The sequence below is a fragment of the Amycolatopsis plumensis genome (assembly GCF_042652605.1).
Classification (GTDB): Bacteria; Actinomycetota; Actinomycetes; order Mycobacteriales; family Pseudonocardiaceae; genus Amycolatopsis; species Amycolatopsis plumensis.
Window position 1 is genome coordinate 4,743,211 of the sequence record NZ_JBHSJY010000001.1, and the last position, 16,550, is coordinate 4,759,760.

The following is a 16,550-nucleotide window of genomic DNA, read 5'->3' on the forward strand; positions in this document are numbered from 1 at the left end:
GAAGACCCCCTGTCACCCGGCAGGGGGTCTTCGCGCGCAATCACAACTACATAACGGAGTCCTTTGCCTACGTAAGTAGGTGTTTTGGGGGATTAGGTTCTCTGCGCGAGGTTGAACCACGCGTCGTCGAGGGCACGGCGCTGTGCCGCGCTTCACCGTCGGGGGTGTCAGGAGCGGCAGGCAGGTTCGGGTCCAGACCTCGAGTAAGGGGCCGACTCATGAGCAGATCCCGCCTCCCCGCGCGCGCCACGACGGCGGCCTTCGCCGTCGTTCTGGCGGCCGCGCTCGGGGCGCCGGTCGCGAGCGCGGCCGATGTGCCGCTCGCCGACGGCGTCGCACCCGCCAAGATCGACGACGCGAAGCTGCAGGGGAAGCTGTCGCCGCGCCTGGGGGCCGCGCAGGGCCGGGTCACCGCGTTCGTCGAGCTGGCCAAGAAGCCGGCCGTCGACGCGTTCTCCGACGCGCAGCCGCAGGGCAAGGAGCAGGCCAAGCGGGCCGCCAAGGCCGCCAAGGCCGACACCGCGGCGGCCGTGGACGCCGTCGTCGGCCAGCTGCGCGCGGCCGACGCCAAGCCGCAGGTCGTCACCCAGACCGCCAACGCCGTTCCCGGGGTGGTCGTCACCGCCGACGCCGCGAAGCTGCGCGAGGTCGCGAAGCGGGCCGACGTCGTCGCGGTGCGGACGGTCGTGCCGAAGACCCGCACCAACGCCAGCGCCGAGCAGCTGACCAACACGCTCGCCGCCTGGCAGCAGACCGGCAAGTTCGGCGACGGTGTCCGCGTCGGCGTCATCGACGACGGCATCGACTACACCCACGCCGACTTCGGCGGCCCCGGCACGCAGGCCGCCTACAAGAGCGTCGATTCCACCAAGCCGACCCCGCTCTTCCCGAGCGCCAAGGTCGTCGGCGGCACCGACCTCGTCGGCGACGACTACGACGCCGCCACGGCGGGCAAGACCACCCCGAAGCCGGACCCGAACCCGTTGGCCTGCGGTGAGCACGGCACGCACGTCGCCGGCACCATCGGCGGCTTCGGCGTCACCGCCGACGGCAAGACCTTCAAGGGCGACTACAAGAAGCTGGACGCCAAGAAGGTCGACGCGATGCAGATCGGCCCGGGCACGGCGCCGAAGTCGCTGCTGTACGCGATCAAGGTGTTCGGCTGCACCGGCTCGACGAACGTCACCTCGCAGGCGCTGGACTGGGCGCTCGACCCCGACGGCGACGGCGACTTCACCGACCACCTCGACATCGTCAACCTCTCGCTCGGCTCCGACTTCGGCGCGCCGGACGACCCGGACTCGCTGTTCGTGCGCAAGCTCGCCGCGAACAACGTGCTCCCGGTGATCTCCGCGGGCAACGGTGGCGACATCAACGACATCGCCGGCTCCCCGGGCAACACCCCCGAGGCGCTCACCGTCGCCAGCACCCGCGACGCCGGCGTCCTGCGCGACGCCGCCGAGGTCAAGGCTCCGACGACCGCCGCGGGCCAGAAGACCGGCCAGTACAGCCAGAACTACACCGGCTACGACACGCTGGACGTGACCGCGCCGGTCGTGGCCCTCTCGGCGGCGAACGCCGCGGGCTGCGCGCCGTACTCCGCCGAGGACAAGGCGAAGGCGGCCGGCAAGTTCGTCTTCCTGGAGTGGGACGACAACGACGCGACCCGCGCCTGCGGTTCGGCCGCCCGCGCCAACAACGCGCAGGCCGCCGGGGCGAAGGGCGCGCTGCTTTCGTCCACTTTGGAGCACTTCAGCGCCGGCATCGCGGGCAACGCGGCCATCCCGATGTTCCAGTTCACCGGGTCCGCCACGAAGACGCTGCGCGCGGCGCTGACCGCGGGCACGCTGCAGGTCCGGCTCTACGGCGCCGGCCGCGCCTCGATCCAGACCTACGACAAGACGATCGTGGACACCCCGAGCTCGTTCACCTCGCGCGGCACCCGCGGCCCGGCCGTCAAGCCGGACGTCGCCGCGCCGGGTGACACGATCACCTCGGCCTTCCGCGGCAGCGGCAACGGCCGCACGGTGCTGAGCGGCACGTCGATGGCCGCCCCGCACACCGCGGGCATCACCGCGCTGGTCCGCCAGGCGCACCCCGACTGGTCGGTCGAGGAGGTCAAGGCGTCGGTCATCGACACCGCCGGCCACGACGTCTCCGACGGCGCGGGCCACACCTACGCGCCGCAGCGCGTCGGCAGCGGCCGGATCGACGCCAAGGCGGCGCTGGACAACCAGGTGCTCGCCTACGTCGTCGACGACCCGGGCGCGGTCAGCGTCAGCTTCGGCACGGTCGAGGCGGCCGGTCCGGTGACGCTGTCGAAGACGATCAAGCTGGTCAACAAGGGCGTCACGCCCGCCGAGTACACCGTGGGCTACCAGGCGGTCAATGCGCTGCCGGGTGTCGAGTACACAGTGGACAAGCCGTCGGTCAAGCTGACCCCGCGCGGCACGGCCAAGGTGAAGGTGACGCTGAAGATCACCGACCCGAAGGCGCTGCGCAAGGTCATGGACCCGACCATGGCCGCCACCCAGGCCGGCCTGGCCCGGCAGTTCGTCGCGGACGCCTCCGGGCGCGTCGCCTTCACGCCGGTCAGCGGGGCCAAGGTGCCGCTGCGGGTGTCGGTCTACTCCGCGCCGAAGCCGGTCTCGACGATTTCGACGCCGCCGTCGGTGAAGTTCGGCCCGGACGCCACGCAGGCCGTGCTGAACCTGACCGGCAAGGGTGTCGACCAGGGCAGTGGCGCGCAGCGGTACCGCTCGCTGATCAGCGTGCTCGAGCTGCAGGCGGAGTCCCCGCAGCTGCCCGAGTGCGACGCGGACGTGGTCACCGACTGCACGCTCAACAACACGGCCAAGGGCGGCGACCTCCGCTACATCGGCGCGGCGTCGACCGCTCCGCTGGCGAAGGCCCAGGGCGAGCCGGAGAACGCGATCCTCGCGTTCGGCCTGTCCACCTGGGGTGACTGGGCGAACATCGGCAGCAACACCTCGCCGTTCGTCGACATCGACACGACCGGGGACGGGCAGCCGGACTTCGAGACCTACGTGACCAAGGCGACCTCGACCGACGTCCTCCTGGCCACCACGGTCGCGCTGACCCCGGGCTTCCCGACCGTGGACGTCCAGGCGGTCAACGGCCAGCTCGGCGACGTCGACACCAACGTGTTCGACACGAACGTGCTCACGCTGCCGGTTTCGCTGGCGGCGCTGGGCATCGACGCGAACGCCGACTCCCACCGCATCTCCTACACGGTGGGCGTGAGCGGTTTCTACGTCGCGCCGGGCACCACGAACGGGCTCATCGACTACGTCGGCACGCCGCTTTCGTTCGACGCGCTCGCGCCGGGCTACACGGTGCAGGGCGGCGGCGACGCCGCGCTGGGCTACGTCGCGAAGCCGGGCACGGCGCTGGTCGTGACGCGGAACGCGGCGTCGGCCGCGGCCGACAACGCCCTCGGGCTGCTGGCCATCGAACACCACAACGCCGCGGGCAACCGGGCGAACGTGGTCAAGGTGGACGCGGCGCAGGGCGCCCGGAACGAGCGTCAGCCGATCGGGGCTGGTCACCGCTAGTCCACGGCAAGATCGATTCGTGCAGGACCAGGGGCGTCTCCGGCGGTTTTCCGCCGGGGGCGCCCCTGCCGTATTCACCCGATTGGGTGTCTCACCCCGTGGGAGGATGCGGCATAAGGGTGGTGCGGCTACGGCGGTTTGTCTACGGCCGGTAACCTTCCGGCTGCTGGCGTTTTGTTGCGGTGGGCCATCGGTGCGGCCGGTGGTCCGGTCGACGGAGGTGTGTGGATGCGGCTCGCGGTGATCCCAGGAGACGGGATCGGGCCCGAGGTGGTCTCCGAGGCGCTGAAGGTGCTCGGCGAGGTAGTACCGACGGCGGAGATCACGAACTACGACCTCGGCGCGGCGCGATGGCACTCGACCGGTGAGCTGCTCCCGGAGTCGGTCCTCGGCGAGCTCCGCCAGCACGACGCGATCCTGCTGGGCGCGGTCGGCGACCCGACGGTGCCGAGCGGCATCCTCGAGCGCGGCCTGCTGCTGCGCCTGCGGTTCGAGATGGACCACCACGTCAACCTGCGCCCGGCGCGGCTGTACCCGGGTGTCCGGGGACCGCTGGCCGACGCCGGCGACGTCGACATGGTCGTCGTGCGCGAAGGCACCGAAGGCCCGTACGCGGGCACGGGTGGCCTGATCCGCAAGGACACCGAGCACGAGATCGCGACCGAGGTCAGCGTCAACACCGCGTTCGGTGTCCGGCGCGTGGTCGCGGACGCGTTCAACCGCGCCGAGGCCCGCCCGCGCAAGCACCTGACGCTGGTGCACAAGACGAACGTGCTCTCCTTCGCCGGTTCGCTGTGGTCGCGGATCGTCGAAGAGGTTTCGCTGGAGCACCCGGAGGTGACGGTCGCGTACTCCCATGTGGACGCGGCGACCATCCACCTGGTCACCGACCCGTCCCGGTTCGACGTGATCGTGACGGACAACCTGTTCGGCGACATCATCACCGACCTCGCGGCCGCGGTGACCGGCGGCATCGGCCTCGCGGCCAGCGGCAACCTGGACATGACCCGCCGCAACCCGAGCATGTTCGAGCCGGTGCACGGTTCGGCGCCGGACATCGCGGGCCAGGGCCTGGCCGACCCGACGGCGGCGGTGCTGTCGGTGGCGCTGCTGCTGGACCACCTGGGGCAGAAGGAGGCGGCGCGGCGGATCGAGGCGTCGGTGGCGTTCGACCTGGCGACGCGGGACCAGGCTTCGCCGGGGGCCACGCAGGCGATCGGGGATCGGCTGGCGGCTCTGGTTTCGTCGAACGTGCGCACTGCCGGTTGATTCTTTTCGGGGAAGCCCCGTGCCCTTGGGGGGTGCGGGGCTTTTTCGTACCCGGGATGGGGTGGGTCGGCTCGGCTCGGTTGGGGACCCGAATGAGTCATTCGCCTCACCGGCGTGAACGGGACGCTGCCGCCCAAACCAGCACTCCACCCAGGCCAGCCACGACCGACCTCGCCGGAACCCGAGGACGGCATTCCCGAATGGTGGGAGCTTGGCCCAATTCCTGGACTCGTCCGCAAATCTTGTGGCATGATGCGAACGTGACCAGCTTCGCGATCATTATCGACGAGCGCGCCGGACGATAGCTCCACAAGAGCCCCCGGCGCGCAACCTCTCGCACCCCTGCGGGAGGTTTTTTTGTTGCCTCGAAACGCCAGGAAGACGCTAGGAGAAGACCGTGACCCGCAAGGAGCCCGCCGATACCCCGCTCGGCGACGCCTTCCACCTCTACGACACCACCCTGCGCGACGGTGCGCAGCGGGAGGGCATCTCCTACTCCGTCCAGGACAAGCTGGCCGTCGCGCGGCTGCTGGACGAGCTCGGTGTCGGGTTCATCGAAGGTGGCTGGCCCGGGGCGCTCCCCAAGGACACCGAATTCTTCGCCCGGGCCGCGAAGGGCGAGCTGAAGCTGCGCCACGCCGCCCTCGTCGCGTTCGGCGCCACCCGCAAGGCCGGCACCACCGCCGACGCCGATCCGCAGGTCCGGGCGCTGCTCGACAGCGAGGCACCCGTCGTCACGCTGGTCGCGAAGTCGGACCTGAGGCACATCGAACGCGCTCTCCGCGTCGACGTCGACGAAGCCTGCGCGATGGTGAAGGACACCGTCGAATTCCTCACCGGGGAAGGCCGGCGCGTCTTCCTCGACGCCGAACACTTCTTCGACGGCTACGCGCATTCCCCCGAGACCTCGCTCAGGGTCCTCGACGCCGCCGCCCACGCGGGTGCCGACGTCCTCGTGCTCTGCGACACCAACGGCGGGCAGCTTCCCCTCGGGCTCGCCGAGACCGTGCGGGACATCAAGGAAAAGACGGGATTCCGGCTCGGAATCCACTGTCAGGACGACACTTCCTGCGCCGTGGCGAACTCCGTCGCCGCGGTGCAGGCCGGCGTGACGCACGTCCAGTGCACCGCCAACGGTTACGGGGAACGGGCCGGCAACGCCGACCTGTTCGCCGTGACGGGAAATCTGGTGACCAAGCTCGGCCTCGACGTCCTCCCGACCGGAGGCGCCGCCGAGCTCACCCGGGTCTCCCATGCCCTTGCCGAAATCGCCAACCTCGCCCCCTACACCCACCAGGCTTACGTAGGGGCGTCGGCCTTCGCCCACAAGGCGGGACTGCACGCGAGCGCGATCAAGGTGGATCCGTTGCTGTACAACCACATCGATCCGTCTTCCGTCGGCAACGACATGCGGGTACTGGTCACCGAGATGGCCGGCAGGGCCAGCCTCGAGCTCAAGGGACGTGAGCTCGGGGTCGACCTTGCCGGCCGACCCGAAGCGCTGTCGAACGCGCTCACCAAGGTCAAGCGGCTCGAGGCCGAAGGCTGGTCCTTCGAGGCCGCCGACGCCTCCCTGGAACTCCTGCTGCGCCAGGAAGCCGACGTCCCCGCGGAGGCGCCGTTCGCGCTCGAGTCCTACCGCGTGGTGCTCGACCACCGCTCCGACGGCGAGGTGATGGCCGAGGCCACGGTCAAGGTGCACGTCGGCGGCGAGCGCGTCATCGCCACCGCCGAGGGCATCGGGCCGGTGCACGCCCTCGACGCCGCCCTCCGGAAGGCACTGAGCCCGCACCTGTCCTGGTTGGACAGTGTGGAGCTGGCCGACTACAAGGTGCGCATCCTCCAGGGCCACCCCGGCACCGACGCGGTGACGCGCGTGCTGGTCGAGAGCACCGACGGCGAACGCGAGTGGACCACCGTCGGCGTCCACGGCAACATCGTCGAGGCCAGCTGGCTGGCCCTCTGCGACGCGCTCGTCCACAAGAGCACCACCGTGGCCTGAGGGTACGGGCCGGGCGCACGTAGAATGGCCGCGTGCGCCTAGCCCGAATTGCTCATCCCGGTGGTGTCGCGTTCGCCTCGATCGAAGGCGACGGTGACGACGCCCAGGTCCTCGAAATCGCCGAACACCCCTTCGGCCAGCCGAACTTCACCGGCAAGCGGTGGCCGCTGGCCGACGTCCGGCTGCTCGCGCCGATCCTGCCGTCCAAGGTGATCGCCGTCGGCCGCAACTACGCCAAGCACGCGGCCGAGTTCGGCAACGAGGTGCCCAGCGCCCCGATGCTCTTCATCAAGCCGTCGACCACGGTCATCGGGCCCCACGCGGCCATCCGCCGCCCGTCGGACGTCGGCCGCGTCGACTTCGAGGGCGAGCTGGCCATCGTCATCGGGCAGCCGGTGAAGAACGTGCCCGCCGCCCGTGCCGCCAGCGTCATCCTCGGCTACACGATCGCCAACGACGTCAGCGCCCGCGACCTCCAGAAGTCCGACGGCCAGTGGGGCCGGGCCAAGGGCTTCGACACCTTTTGCCCGATCGGCCCGTGGATCGAGACCGCGATCGACGCGTCCGACCTGTCGCTGAAGGCCGAAGTCGACGGCGAGCTCAAGCAGGACGGCCGTACTTCGGACCTCGTTCACAAGATCCCCGAGCTGGTCGAGTTCGTCTCCGGCGTCATGACGCTCCTGCCCGGCGACATCATCCTCACCGGCACGCCCGAGGGCGTCGGCCCGATCGAGGGCGGCCAGAGCGTCTCGATCACCATCGAAGGCATCGGCACCCTGACCAACCCGGTCGAGAACGTCTAACTCCCGCCGAACAGCGCCCGCGCCGCCGCGACGACGGCGTCCGGGCGCTGTTCCGGGATCAGGTGCCCGCAGTCGGCGAGTACCCGCACCGGGAGGACGTCGCCCAGCAGCTCCGGCGGCACGAGCACGTCCCGGCCGCCGGCCAGGATCTCGGTCGGCATCCGCGGCCGGTCCGCGCCCGCGCGCCGCAGCTTCGGCAGGTCGTGCCCCACGAACTGCCAGTTCAGCTGCTGCCCGGCCCGGGCCTGCCCGGGACGGCGGCTGCGTTCGGCGAACTCCGCGACGCCGTCTTCGGCCGCGCCCCAGTGCCGGAGCAGGAACCGCGTCAACCCCGGCCAGTGGCGCAGGACGGCCGGGCCGAGCAGCGGGAGTTCCCACAGCGTCGTGTGCCAGAACCGCCACGCGGCCCGGCGCAGCGCCCGCCGCGCCGGCCACGGGTGGGTCATGGCGAGCGCGAGGTGCGCGCGGACCCGCTCCGGGGCGCGCAGGCAGAGCGCGAACGCCGTCCACGCGCCCCAGCCGTGGGAAACGACCCGCACTTCGTCGAGGCCGAGCGCGTCGAGCAGGGCGAGGAGGTCGTCGACGCGGGTCGCGGTTTCGTAGCCGTCCGGCGGCGCGTCGGACCAGCCGGCGCCGCGGAAGTCCGGGCAGAGCACGCGGTGGTCGGTGGCCAGGCCCGGGATCACCCGGCGCCAGGCGTACCAGTGCTGCGGGAAGCTGTGCAGCAGGAGCACGGGCGGGCCGGAACCGGCCTCGGCGACGTGCAACCGGACCGCGCCGGCCTGGACGAAGCGGTGTGTCACGCCGTCGACGGCGGGGAAGGGATCTTCGTTCACACCAGGAGGAGAGCCCTCGGGCGCGCGGGGTTCCCCGCGGAAAAGGTGACGAAGTTCCTGGGAACCTTTCGTCGGGTGGCCGCCTCCACCCGGGCGGAGGACGAGGAGGCGCATGGACCCGACGGAGCTCGTGCGCGCCGCCCAACGCGGCGACGCGCTCGCGATGCAGGAGCTGCTGGGCCTGCTCACGCCGTACGTCGGCAGGCTGTGCGGCCCCATCGCGCTCGACGACGGCGCCGACGCCACCCAGGAGGCGCTGATCGCGATCTTCCGCAACCTGCGCGGCCTCGCCGAACCGGCCGCGGTGTTCGGCTGGGCCCGCGCGATCGCGGTCCGGGAGGCGGTCCGCGTCGCCCGGCGCGCCCGGCGGGCAGTACCCGCCGAACTGGCCGACGTCCCGGCGGCCGTCGACGTCGAGCTCGGCGTCGACATCCGCGACGTGCTCGACCGGCTCGCGCCGGAGCATCGGGCGATCCTCGTCCTGCGGGACGTCGAAGGGCTGGACGAGCAGGCCGTGGCCGAGCTGCTCGCGGTGCCGGCGGGCACGGTGAAGTCGCGCCTGTTCCGCGCGCGGCGGAGTTTTCGGAAGGAGTGGAGCCGATGAGCTGGCCGGTCGCCGAACTGGACGCGGTCCGCCGCCTCGGCGTGCTGGCGGCGGCGCTGCCGGGCGCGTTCTTCGCCGAGACGGTGGTGGACGCGCCGTTCGAGGACGTCTGGGCGGTGGCCGCGGACCTGGAGGGCGAGCTGCCGCGGCTGCTGCGGAACGTGCGGTCCGTGCGGGTCGTGGGAGAGGGGGAGCACGTCGTCGCCGACATCACGGGGTATTTCCGGCTGCGCGACCGGTTCGATGTGGTGCTGCGCCCGGGGTGGTGCGTCATGCAGGGCAGGCGGGTGGTCGGCGGGATGGCGGCGGTGCCGGAGGGCAGCGGCACGCGGTTCGCGTTCCTCGGTGGGCTGCGCGGCCCGGGCACCCGTGCGGCCGCCCCGCTGCTGCGCCGCGTGGGACGGCCGGTGGGCCGGGGACTGCTCGAGCGGCTGCGAGAGCGGGCGTCCCCGGTGTCTTGAATGACTCATTCCTGGCGTCGGAGGTCTTGAATGAGTCATTCAAGACGAGCTAACCCGCGGCGGGTGGCTTTCGGCGGTTGCTCAGCGCTGCACCGGCTCCATCGCCCGCCGCGCGAAGGCCGGGGCGTGCTCGGGTCGCAGGCCCAGGCCCAGCAGGCGTGCCGGGAAGTACGACAGCTTCGGGAACCGGGCGAACGCCTTGACCATCGGCGCCGGCGGGCCGTTGCGCTTGCCGTTCATCACGCCGCGCACCACCGTCCGGTGCATCAGGCGCTGCAGCCCCTGCACCAGCAGCGTCGGCGCGAGGCGCCGCGCACGCACCTTCGCCAGCTCGGCCTCCGTCGGACGGCCCCGGCGCAGCGGCTCGGCCAGCAGCGTCGCCGCCGCGACCGCGTCCTGCACCGCCAGGTTGATGCCCACGCCACCGATCGGCGACATTGCGTGCGCCGCGTCGCCGAGGCACAGCAGCCCGTCGACGTGCCACCGGCGCAGCAGGTTGAGCCGCACGTCGAGGAACTTGACGTCGTCCATCGTCGCCAGTTCGTGCACCCGGTCGTGGAACTCGGGGCAGATCTGTGTCACATTCTCCCGGAACGCCTCGATGCCCTGCTTGCGCAGGTCCTCGCCCTTCGGCGCGAGGTAGGCGACCTGGTAGAAGTCCGGCCGGGGGAGCGGCACCGCGAAACGGCGGTCGCGCATCTTCGGCAGCAGCATGTTGCCCGCTTCGCCGTCGCCGCGGGAGAGCCGGAACCACCAGACGTCGAACGGGCAGTCGTACTCCCGCGGCACCAGGCCGGCCTCGCGGCGGGCCAGTGACCAGCGGCCGTCGGCGGCGATGACCAGGTCGGCGCGGATTTCGCCGGTCTCACCGGCGCTCGTGCGGTAGGTGATGCCGTCGACCCGGCCGTGCTCGCGGACCAGGCCGGTGCACTCGGTCTCCATCCGCTGGACGAACGTCGGCTCCTTGCGCGCGCTTTCGGCGAGCAGGTCGAGGAAGTCCCACTGCGGCACCATCGCGATGTAGGGGTGCGCCACCTTGAGCCGGGTGAAGTCGGCCAGCTTCATCAGCTCGCCGTTCTCCTGGGGGAAGCCGGCCGCGGTCAGCTCGCTGTGCGGCAGCGCGTCGAACTTCTCGCCGAGACCCAGCTCGTCGAGCAGCGTCAGCGTCGACGGGTGGACCGTGTCCCCGCGGAAGTCGCGCAGGAAATCGGCGTGCTTCTCCAGCACCGTCACCTCGACGCCGGCCCGGGCCAGCAACAGTCCCGTGACCATCCCGGCCGGCCCGCCACCGATGACGACGCAGGTGGTGCGCTCGGTCATCTCGACCATCTCCCTTATTCATCGCTTGTTGAATAACTCGAGGATGCACCCGCCCGCCCTCGGGGTCAAGGGCTTTGACCGGGGATACGCTGATCGGGCGACGGGCGCGCGCTCTCGCTCCGGTGATCAGAAACCGTCCAAACGCGACAGTTGGTCGGCGGTGTTCCGGCGTCGCGCCGCTCGGGCGGCGATATGCGGAAGTGCTCTTGTGGACGGAGCGGCTTTCCTTGCGGGAGAACGGCTTTCGGCGAGGAATCGATTGCTGTTCCGCCGGAGCGGGCGCCGGCGGCGCTCGTGGCGGATAACCGAACGGGGACGGTGCGCCAACTGGGAGTAGAGCCGGTGCGCCGGAACAGGCGAGCGGCTATCACCTCTTTGGCAGCGTCGCGAACGCGGCGGTTGCCCTAGCCTCACTGGGTGGATTTCGCCCTGGCACCCCGGACCCCTTCGCGAACCGCCCCGCCCGCCGCGGCGGCGTCCGAGCCCTGGGCGCCGCCCGAGCTCCGGCTGGTGTGCCTGGACATCGACGACACCCTCATCGACTGCACCGCCGCGATCCGCCGGAGCCTCCACATCCTCACCGGCCGGGGCGACCTGTGGCCGCTGTGGGACCTGATCACCGAAGAGCACGTCGCGCTCGTCGTCGCCGGTGAACTCGACTACGCGACGATGCACCAGCGGCGCACCGACTGCTTCCTCGCCGAAATCGGCATCTGCGCCGACGCCGAGCAGGTGAGCTCGTTCGAGCGGCGCCGCCGGGAGCTGCTCGACCACTCGTGGCAGCTGTTCGACGACGTCCTCGACTGCCTGGAGTGGCTGCGCGCGGCCGGCCTGATGCTGGCGGCGGTGACGAACGCCTCGGGTGTCCACCAGCGGAAGAAAATCGCCGACCTCGGCCTGGCGCCGTTCTTCGACCACGTCGCCATCGCCGGCGAGCTCGGGGTCGCCAAGCCCGACCCGGTGATGTTCCACACGGTGTGCCTGGGGCTGGGCTGCGCGCCGACCCAGGCGATTCATGTGGGGGACAAACTGGACACGGACGCGATCGGGGCCCGCGACGCGGGGCTGGGCGCGGTCTGGCTCGACCGCGACCGCATCGGCGCCCGCGCCCCGGAGGGCGTCCACACGGTGGCCGGCCTCGCCGAGCTGCCTGAGCTGCTGGTTTCGGAGTACGCGACGATCGGCGTCCCGGCCCAGCGGGGCAGTGGCACCCCCGCGTTCACGGTCCGGAACAGTGTGCTCTAGTATTTCTCCTCGTGCGGTGCTGAACCGGCCAGCCGGAGCGGTACCTCACTGGGGTATGGTGTAATTGGCAGCACGACTGGTTCTGGTCCAGTTAGTCTAGGTTCGAGTCCTGGTACCCCAGCTGCGGAGAGTGACCCCCCTGCGAAGCGGGAAATCGCTTCTGGTAGGTTCTCTCCAGCAAGAAAAACAGAAAAGCCCCTGGGAAACCAGGGAAGATCCTAAGCCCCCGTCGTCTAGCGGCCTAGGACGCCGGCCTCTCACGCCGGTAGCGTGGGTTCGAATCCCATCGGGGGTACAAACAGCTACCACCCAAGCTCGGCTGACCCAGGTCAGCCGAGCTTTTTGGTTGAGTAGCAGTCATTGCGTCGGAGATCCTCTCTGCGGCTTCCGCCGCCTTGGGCAGCTGATCCACCGGGAGTCTAACGGTGATCGTCACCTCGTCGCCGCGTCCGTGGACGTTGACGCTGAGCTGAGTGATCTCGAAGAGCTCGTGCAGCAGCTCGCGGGGCGCCTTCGCCATGTTCACCGCGAGGTAGGGGAGCGCCTCGATCCGGCCGAGGTCGGCTGTCTTCGGCGCAGTGGACTGGTCGGCTTTGTCGAGTTGGGCAATGGCGGCCAACGAGGCTTCCTTCTGCCTCTCAAGGTCGTTGTAGCTCTGGCGGAGTGCACCGGTGAACGGGTCGTCCGGGTCCCCTTCGCGGGCCTGCTTCATGATCGAGTCCTGCTGGCGCGCGATGGTGGCCAGGAGCTTCTGCTGACGTGTCCGCTCGGCCTCCCGCTCCCGGCCGGCGGTGTCATCGACGCCACCGAGGTCCTGTTCGAGGATCGCTCGCCTTTCGGTGCCGAAGAGCCGGTCGGCGTAGAACCGGCAAATGGCTTCCAGGAGTTCGTCTTCGCGCACCCGGATCGACGTCGGCAGACCGGGGTGAAGATCGGCCTTGCCCTGATTGTTCTTGCCCGGCCAGCAGAGGTAGTAGACGACCTTCTTGTGCTTCATGTCACCGAGCATTCGTCGCCCGCAGCTGTGAATTACCCGCCCACGGAGGATGTACTTCCGCTCGGCCTTGGGATGGCTGTTCAGCGTGTCCCCGTCGCGTGACCCGCAGCCCTTGGTGCGGTCGCCGTTGATCTCGTCGAACAGCCACTTCGGGACCAAGGGCTCGTGCACGGGATTCGGGGACCAGACCCACTTGCACGGCTCGTTGACCCGGCCGCGCTTCGACGTCGTCGCGCGCCGGTTGAAGACCTGGTAGCCGGTGTACTTCGGGTTGCAGAGGATGTTGTACACAGCGCTTCGGACGCCCGCGCCGCCAACCGGCGCCGGACCCGGGACCTGATGCCCCGAAGGCCAGCAAATCGCCCTGGAGTTCGTCCGCGACGGCCGCAAACACGGCGCCGACGCCGCCTTCGGCTCCCACGCACCGAAAGACCTCGGCGACGACGTCCTGCGCGGCTTGATCGCGGTGCGGTTCCTCGGCCGCCACCGCGATGACGGGCTCGCCCGCAGCGGTCTGGCCTGGCTCGGCGTCGACCCGGCCGACGCTCGTTACCACGAGGTCGTCACCAAGGACCTCTCGCCGCTCAACCCGGCTGGTGGCGAGGAGGAGCGGCGTGCTCGAGCGGGGGAGTTTCTGGTGCGGGACCACAGTGGACGGATCGGCAAGGTCAAGGTCATGACCCAGCCGTACCGCACGCTGCCGGACGCCGTCCTGACCACACCTGACGTATCCCGAGGCCATCGGGCGCATTGAAGACCAGCCTTCTGATCCCTGTCTCACAGAGACACAGGGCAGGAGGACGTGATGAGGCTGAGGTCGTGCGTAACCCGTGGACTCGCGATCGTCTCCGTCACCGTCCTCATCGGACTCGTCACGCCACAAGCCGCACACGGCCAGACGCAACGGAATCCGTGTGAGCCATATCCGACGTGCCTGTGGGTGGCTGGTGACCAGCCGCCGCCGCAGCCGGATCCGGACGCGCCGCCACTGGCGTTGCAGGACGACCCTGGTCATCACGTCCACCTCGGTGGGATCTTCAGCATCGACGACGGCTACGGCCGCGATCTGCACAACTACGATCTCTTCGCCAACCTGCCCGGCTTGCTCGACAACCCGATGCCGACGATGTGGCTGTGGCTGGCCAACATCGGCTTCGCCGTCGGCAAGTATGCGGTCGGGTTCTCGGTCTGGTTCACCGAATGGGCCGCCTCCACGCAGGTCTTCGACTGGATCAAAGCGCCGGCCCACGACCTCGAAGGCATCTGGCAGACCTCGGTCATCGGCGACCTGAAGCTCCGCGAGATCGCGATGCTCGTTGCCACCTGCTACCTCGGGCTGCTGTTCGCGCGCGGCCTGACTACCCGGGCCTGGCGGGAAACCGCGTCCACCATCGCGGTCAACGTCCTCGCCGTCGCGATCCTCACCCACCCCGTCGACGTCCTCGTCGGCGACGACGGCGTGCTGTCCCTGTCTCGCGACCTCGCTGCCGACGTCTCCAGCGTCGTCATGGGCCACGAGCCCGGCGGCACCGGGAACCCGGCCGCACCGATCGGCCAGGCGTTCATCGACAACCTGCTGGTCACGCCCTGGGAGACGCTCAACTACGGCACGCCGATCAACCGGGTCAAGGGCATCGCCGGTGCCTGCCAGTACTCGGTCAAGCGCATCCTCGACGACGGTCCGTGGTCCGGCAAGGACGACAGCACCAAGGCCCGCGAACTCGACGGCTGCCCCGGCGACTACGGCAAGTACAACGAGGTCGCCGACGGCGACCGCACCCTCGGAGCCTGGCTGTACGCGATCGCGATGCTCCTGTTCGCGATCCTGGTGATCTGCCTGAACGCCATCCAGGTTCTCGCTCCGTACCTGCTGCTGTTCGAGGGACTGCTGCTCGCGCTCGCCCTGGTCGCCGCGCTGGTGCCCTCGATGCAGCACCAGCTCGCCTACCGGGTCAGCTCGATCGCCGCCACCATCGCCCGGCTGCTGGCCGGCATGGTCTTCCTCGCCGTCATGACCGTCCTGCTGCGCACCCTCATGCTGGCCGACCTCGGCCCGCAGCTGGTCCGGTTCGCCGTCATCGATCTCGTCGTCTTCTCCGGCTTCCTCTTCCGCAAACGCCTCGCCGCGAACCTCCAGCGAGTCCGCGGCCAGGTCAGCTCCCGACTGCAACGGCTCGGCAGGCCGCGCCACGCCCCGAAGGCGCTGCCGACGCCGGTCGTCCCCGCTGGCCCGGATCGCCTGGCCCGGACGGTCAAGGCCGGGACGTCGGCGTTCGCGGAGACCTTCGCGCCGGTCGGGCGGCTCAAGGAGCGTCTGTACACCGCCGGGCGTGCTGGTGGGCATGCCGGAGGGCAGGCGCTCAAGTACACCGTGGGGGCGCCGGTTTCGTGGCCGCAGGCAGCCCACCGCGCGCAGACGGCGCTCACCGCCAAGGCCGGGGCCGCCAAAGGTGCGCTGGCCCGTCGTGCCGAGGCCGCCAAGACCTACGCCACGGCCTACGCCGGAAACCTCGGGACAGCGACGGCATCGACTTGCTCGGATTTGAAGGCCCGAGCCGCATCCTCTGCAGCAACCCGGCACAGCGCGACGAGATCCGGACGTTGCTGCAGGACAAGGGCGTCACCACCATCGCCGGGAAGCCGATCGAGGAGGTCGTCACCGTATGAGCAACCTGACCGCCGACCAGCTCTGGAACGGATTGACTGAGCTGCTCACCGGCCACCACGAGGCCGCCGGTGACGAGCTGCCGGGCGCCGAACTCGTGGTGACCGATGGCAAGCAGGAGGTGTTCCGAGCGGCCCTGGCCCGGCACGCTCGCCGGGACCGCGACGAACCCGCGGTGATCTGGATCCGCCCGATCATGGCTTCCGCCGGCCTCGAGGACGACCTTCCCGCGTTCGACCTCTCGATCGTTCGACGGCGCGCCCTGCACGTCGCGGTAGCTCAAGCCTCCGAAGGCGGGCTTAACTTCGAGCTGGTCACCGGGCAGCACGCCCGCGTCCAGCCTGCCCGCGGTATACAGCTCGCCGTGCTGCAGGACTTCGACACCTGGATGACCACCCTGACGCTCGAACGGCGGATAGAGGTCGAAGCGCTCGACAGCGACTGAATCTGCCCGGTTACGGCCGACACGTGTCTCCGGCGAGAACCCGAACGATCCGGTGGTGATGGACAATGCGGCACGCCGACCAGACTCCGGAAATCGCGGCCGTCGAGTGGGTCGCCGACCACATGGAAGCTCACGGCCATCTCCTGGTTCACGGTTCGACGATTGCCGAAGTCATCGGCCGTGTCCAAGCCGCAGTCGATGTCCGTCCGGTCCCCGGGCCTCGGGACGTGCGGCTGCGGATCCTGCACACCGGCTGGTGGCAGACGGAGACGTGCCACTGCCGGCGCTCACTTGCGTGCTCGAACCACCCGAGGTGGCACTACCGCCC

Annotated in this window: 12 protein-coding genes, 2 tRNA genes and 2 pseudogenes; 13 read left to right on the forward strand and 3 right to left on the reverse strand. The window is 70.2% G+C overall.

The window, feature by feature from the left end:
- The first annotated feature begins 218 nt into the window (after positions 1-218).
- The 4 genes from ACFPLC_RS22935 (at position 219) to ACFPLC_RS22950 (ending at position 7,649) form a co-directional block, all read left to right on the forward strand.
- On the forward strand, positions 219-3,575 hold the full coding sequence (locus tag ACFPLC_RS22935) for a S8 family serine peptidase (RefSeq protein ID WP_378196074.1): 3,357 nt from the start codon (positions 219-221) through the stop codon (positions 3,573-3,575).
- A 228-nt stretch (positions 3,576-3,803) separates the two neighbouring features.
- Entirely contained in the window at positions 3,804-4,844 is a 1,041-nt protein-coding gene (locus tag ACFPLC_RS22940) for a 3-isopropylmalate dehydrogenase (protein WP_191309904.1), read from the forward strand.
- A 397-nt stretch (positions 4,845-5,241) separates the two neighbouring features.
- Positions 5,242-6,846 carry a citramalate synthase gene (gene cimA / locus ACFPLC_RS22945; protein WP_378196071.1) on the forward strand — a complete coding sequence of 535 codons (1,605 nt, stop codon included), beginning with the start codon at positions 5,242-5,244 and terminating at the stop codon, positions 6,844-6,846.
- Positions 6,847-6,878: 32 nt separating this feature from the next.
- Complete coding sequence (locus ACFPLC_RS22950) at positions 6,879-7,649, forward strand: fumarylacetoacetate hydrolase family protein (RefSeq protein WP_191313814.1); 771 nt, start codon at positions 6,879-6,881, stop codon at positions 7,647-7,649.
- Here the strand turns inward: ACFPLC_RS22950 and ACFPLC_RS22955 are convergent.
- Positions 7,646-8,485 carry an alpha/beta fold hydrolase gene (locus ACFPLC_RS22955; RefSeq protein ID WP_378196067.1) on the reverse strand — a complete coding sequence of 280 codons (840 nt, stop codon included), beginning with the start codon at positions 8,483-8,485 and terminating at the stop codon, positions 7,646-7,648. The genes ACFPLC_RS22950 and ACFPLC_RS22955 overlap by 4 nt on opposite strands.
- 112 nt (positions 8,486-8,597) lie before the next feature.
- Between ACFPLC_RS22955 and ACFPLC_RS22960 the strand changes: the two genes are divergently transcribed.
- Together ACFPLC_RS22960 and ACFPLC_RS22965 are read left to right on the forward strand one after the other, a co-directional pair.
- Positions 8,598-9,089, forward strand: coding sequence for an RNA polymerase sigma factor (locus tag ACFPLC_RS22960; RefSeq protein ID WP_378196064.1), 492 nt, complete (start codon positions 8,598-8,600; stop codon positions 9,087-9,089).
- Positions 9,086-9,550, forward strand: a complete 465-nt coding sequence (locus tag ACFPLC_RS22965; RefSeq protein ID WP_378196061.1) for an SRPBCC family protein — start codon at positions 9,086-9,088, stop codon at positions 9,548-9,550. The genes ACFPLC_RS22960 and ACFPLC_RS22965 overlap by 4 nt, the downstream gene beginning before the upstream one ends.
- 81 nt (positions 9,551-9,631) lie before the next feature.
- Here ACFPLC_RS22965 and ACFPLC_RS22970 read toward each other — a convergent pair whose 3' ends face one another.
- Positions 9,632-10,870, reverse strand: coding sequence for an FAD-dependent oxidoreductase (locus ACFPLC_RS22970; RefSeq protein WP_378196058.1), 1,239 nt, complete (start codon positions 10,868-10,870; stop codon positions 9,632-9,634).
- A gap of 510 nt (positions 10,871-11,380) precedes the next feature.
- Between ACFPLC_RS22970 and ACFPLC_RS22975 the strand changes: the two genes are divergently transcribed.
- From ACFPLC_RS22975 to ACFPLC_RS22990, 4 genes are all read left to right on the forward strand, one after another.
- On the forward strand, positions 11,381-12,115 hold the full coding sequence (locus tag ACFPLC_RS22975; RefSeq protein ID WP_378196464.1) for an HAD family hydrolase: 735 nt from the start codon (positions 11,381-11,383) through the stop codon (positions 12,113-12,115).
- A gap of 49 nt (positions 12,116-12,164) precedes the next feature.
- A tRNA-Gln gene (locus ACFPLC_RS22980) sits at positions 12,165-12,236 on the forward strand.
- Between the two features lie 101 nt (positions 12,237-12,337).
- Positions 12,338-12,410 (forward strand) — tRNA-Glu (locus ACFPLC_RS22985).
- A gap of 156 nt (positions 12,411-12,566) precedes the next feature.
- The gene (locus ACFPLC_RS22990) at positions 12,567-13,214 is read left to right on the forward strand and encodes a hypothetical protein (RefSeq protein ID WP_378196056.1); all 648 of its coding nucleotides are present in this window, start codon (positions 12,567-12,569) and stop codon (positions 13,212-13,214) included.
- Between the two features lie 72 nt (positions 13,215-13,286).
- Here ACFPLC_RS22990 and ACFPLC_RS22995 read toward each other — a convergent pair.
- Positions 13,287-13,403 (reverse strand): annotated as a pseudogene (locus tag ACFPLC_RS22995) (hypothetical protein); the annotation flags it as partial.
- Positions 13,404-13,467: 64 nt separating this feature from the next.
- Here ACFPLC_RS22995 and ACFPLC_RS23000 point away from each other — a divergent pair.
- The 3 genes and pseudogenes from ACFPLC_RS23000 to ACFPLC_RS23010 all read left to right on the forward strand — a co-directional run.
- A pseudogene (locus tag ACFPLC_RS23000) lies at positions 13,468-13,866 on the forward strand (ATP-binding protein); the annotation flags it as partial.
- A 51-nt stretch (positions 13,867-13,917) separates the two neighbouring features.
- The gene (locus ACFPLC_RS23005) at positions 13,918-15,819 is read left to right on the forward strand and encodes a hypothetical protein (RefSeq protein WP_378235902.1); all 1,902 of its coding nucleotides are present in this window, start codon (positions 13,918-13,920) and stop codon (positions 15,817-15,819) included.
- Positions 15,776-16,222, forward strand: a complete 447-nt coding sequence (locus ACFPLC_RS23010) for a hypothetical protein (RefSeq protein ID WP_378196051.1) — start codon at positions 15,776-15,778, stop codon at positions 16,220-16,222. Before ACFPLC_RS23005 ends, ACFPLC_RS23010 begins: the two co-directional genes overlap by 44 nt.
- Positions 16,223-16,550: the final 328 nt, after the last annotated feature.

What these genes read in the sequence shown, in the direction of transcription:
- ACFPLC_RS22965 (WP_378196061.1), top strand. Translation starts at nt 9,086, where the DNA reads ATGAGCTGGCCGGTCGCCGAACTGGACGCGGTCCGCCGCCTCGGCGTG.
- ACFPLC_RS23010 (WP_378196051.1), top strand. Translation starts at nt 15,776, where the DNA reads ATGAGCAACCTGACCGCCGACCAGCTCTGGAACGGATTGACTGAGCTG.
- ACFPLC_RS22935 (WP_378196074.1), top strand. Translation starts at nt 219, where the DNA reads ATGAGCAGATCCCGCCTCCCCGCGCGCGCCACGACGGCGGCCTTCGCC.
- ACFPLC_RS22940 (WP_191309904.1), top strand. Translation starts at nt 3,804, where the DNA reads ATGCGGCTCGCGGTGATCCCAGGAGACGGGATCGGGCCCGAGGTGGTC.
- ACFPLC_RS22960 (WP_378196064.1), top strand. Translation starts at nt 8,598, where the DNA reads ATGGACCCGACGGAGCTCGTGCGCGCCGCCCAACGCGGCGACGCGCTC.
- ACFPLC_RS22970 (WP_378196058.1), bottom strand. Translation starts at nt 10,870, where the DNA reads ATGACCGAGCGCACCACCTGCGTCGTCATCGGTGGCGGGCCGGCCGGG.
- ACFPLC_RS23005 (WP_378235902.1), top strand. Translation starts at nt 13,918, where the DNA reads ATGAGGCTGAGGTCGTGCGTAACCCGTGGACTCGCGATCGTCTCCGTC.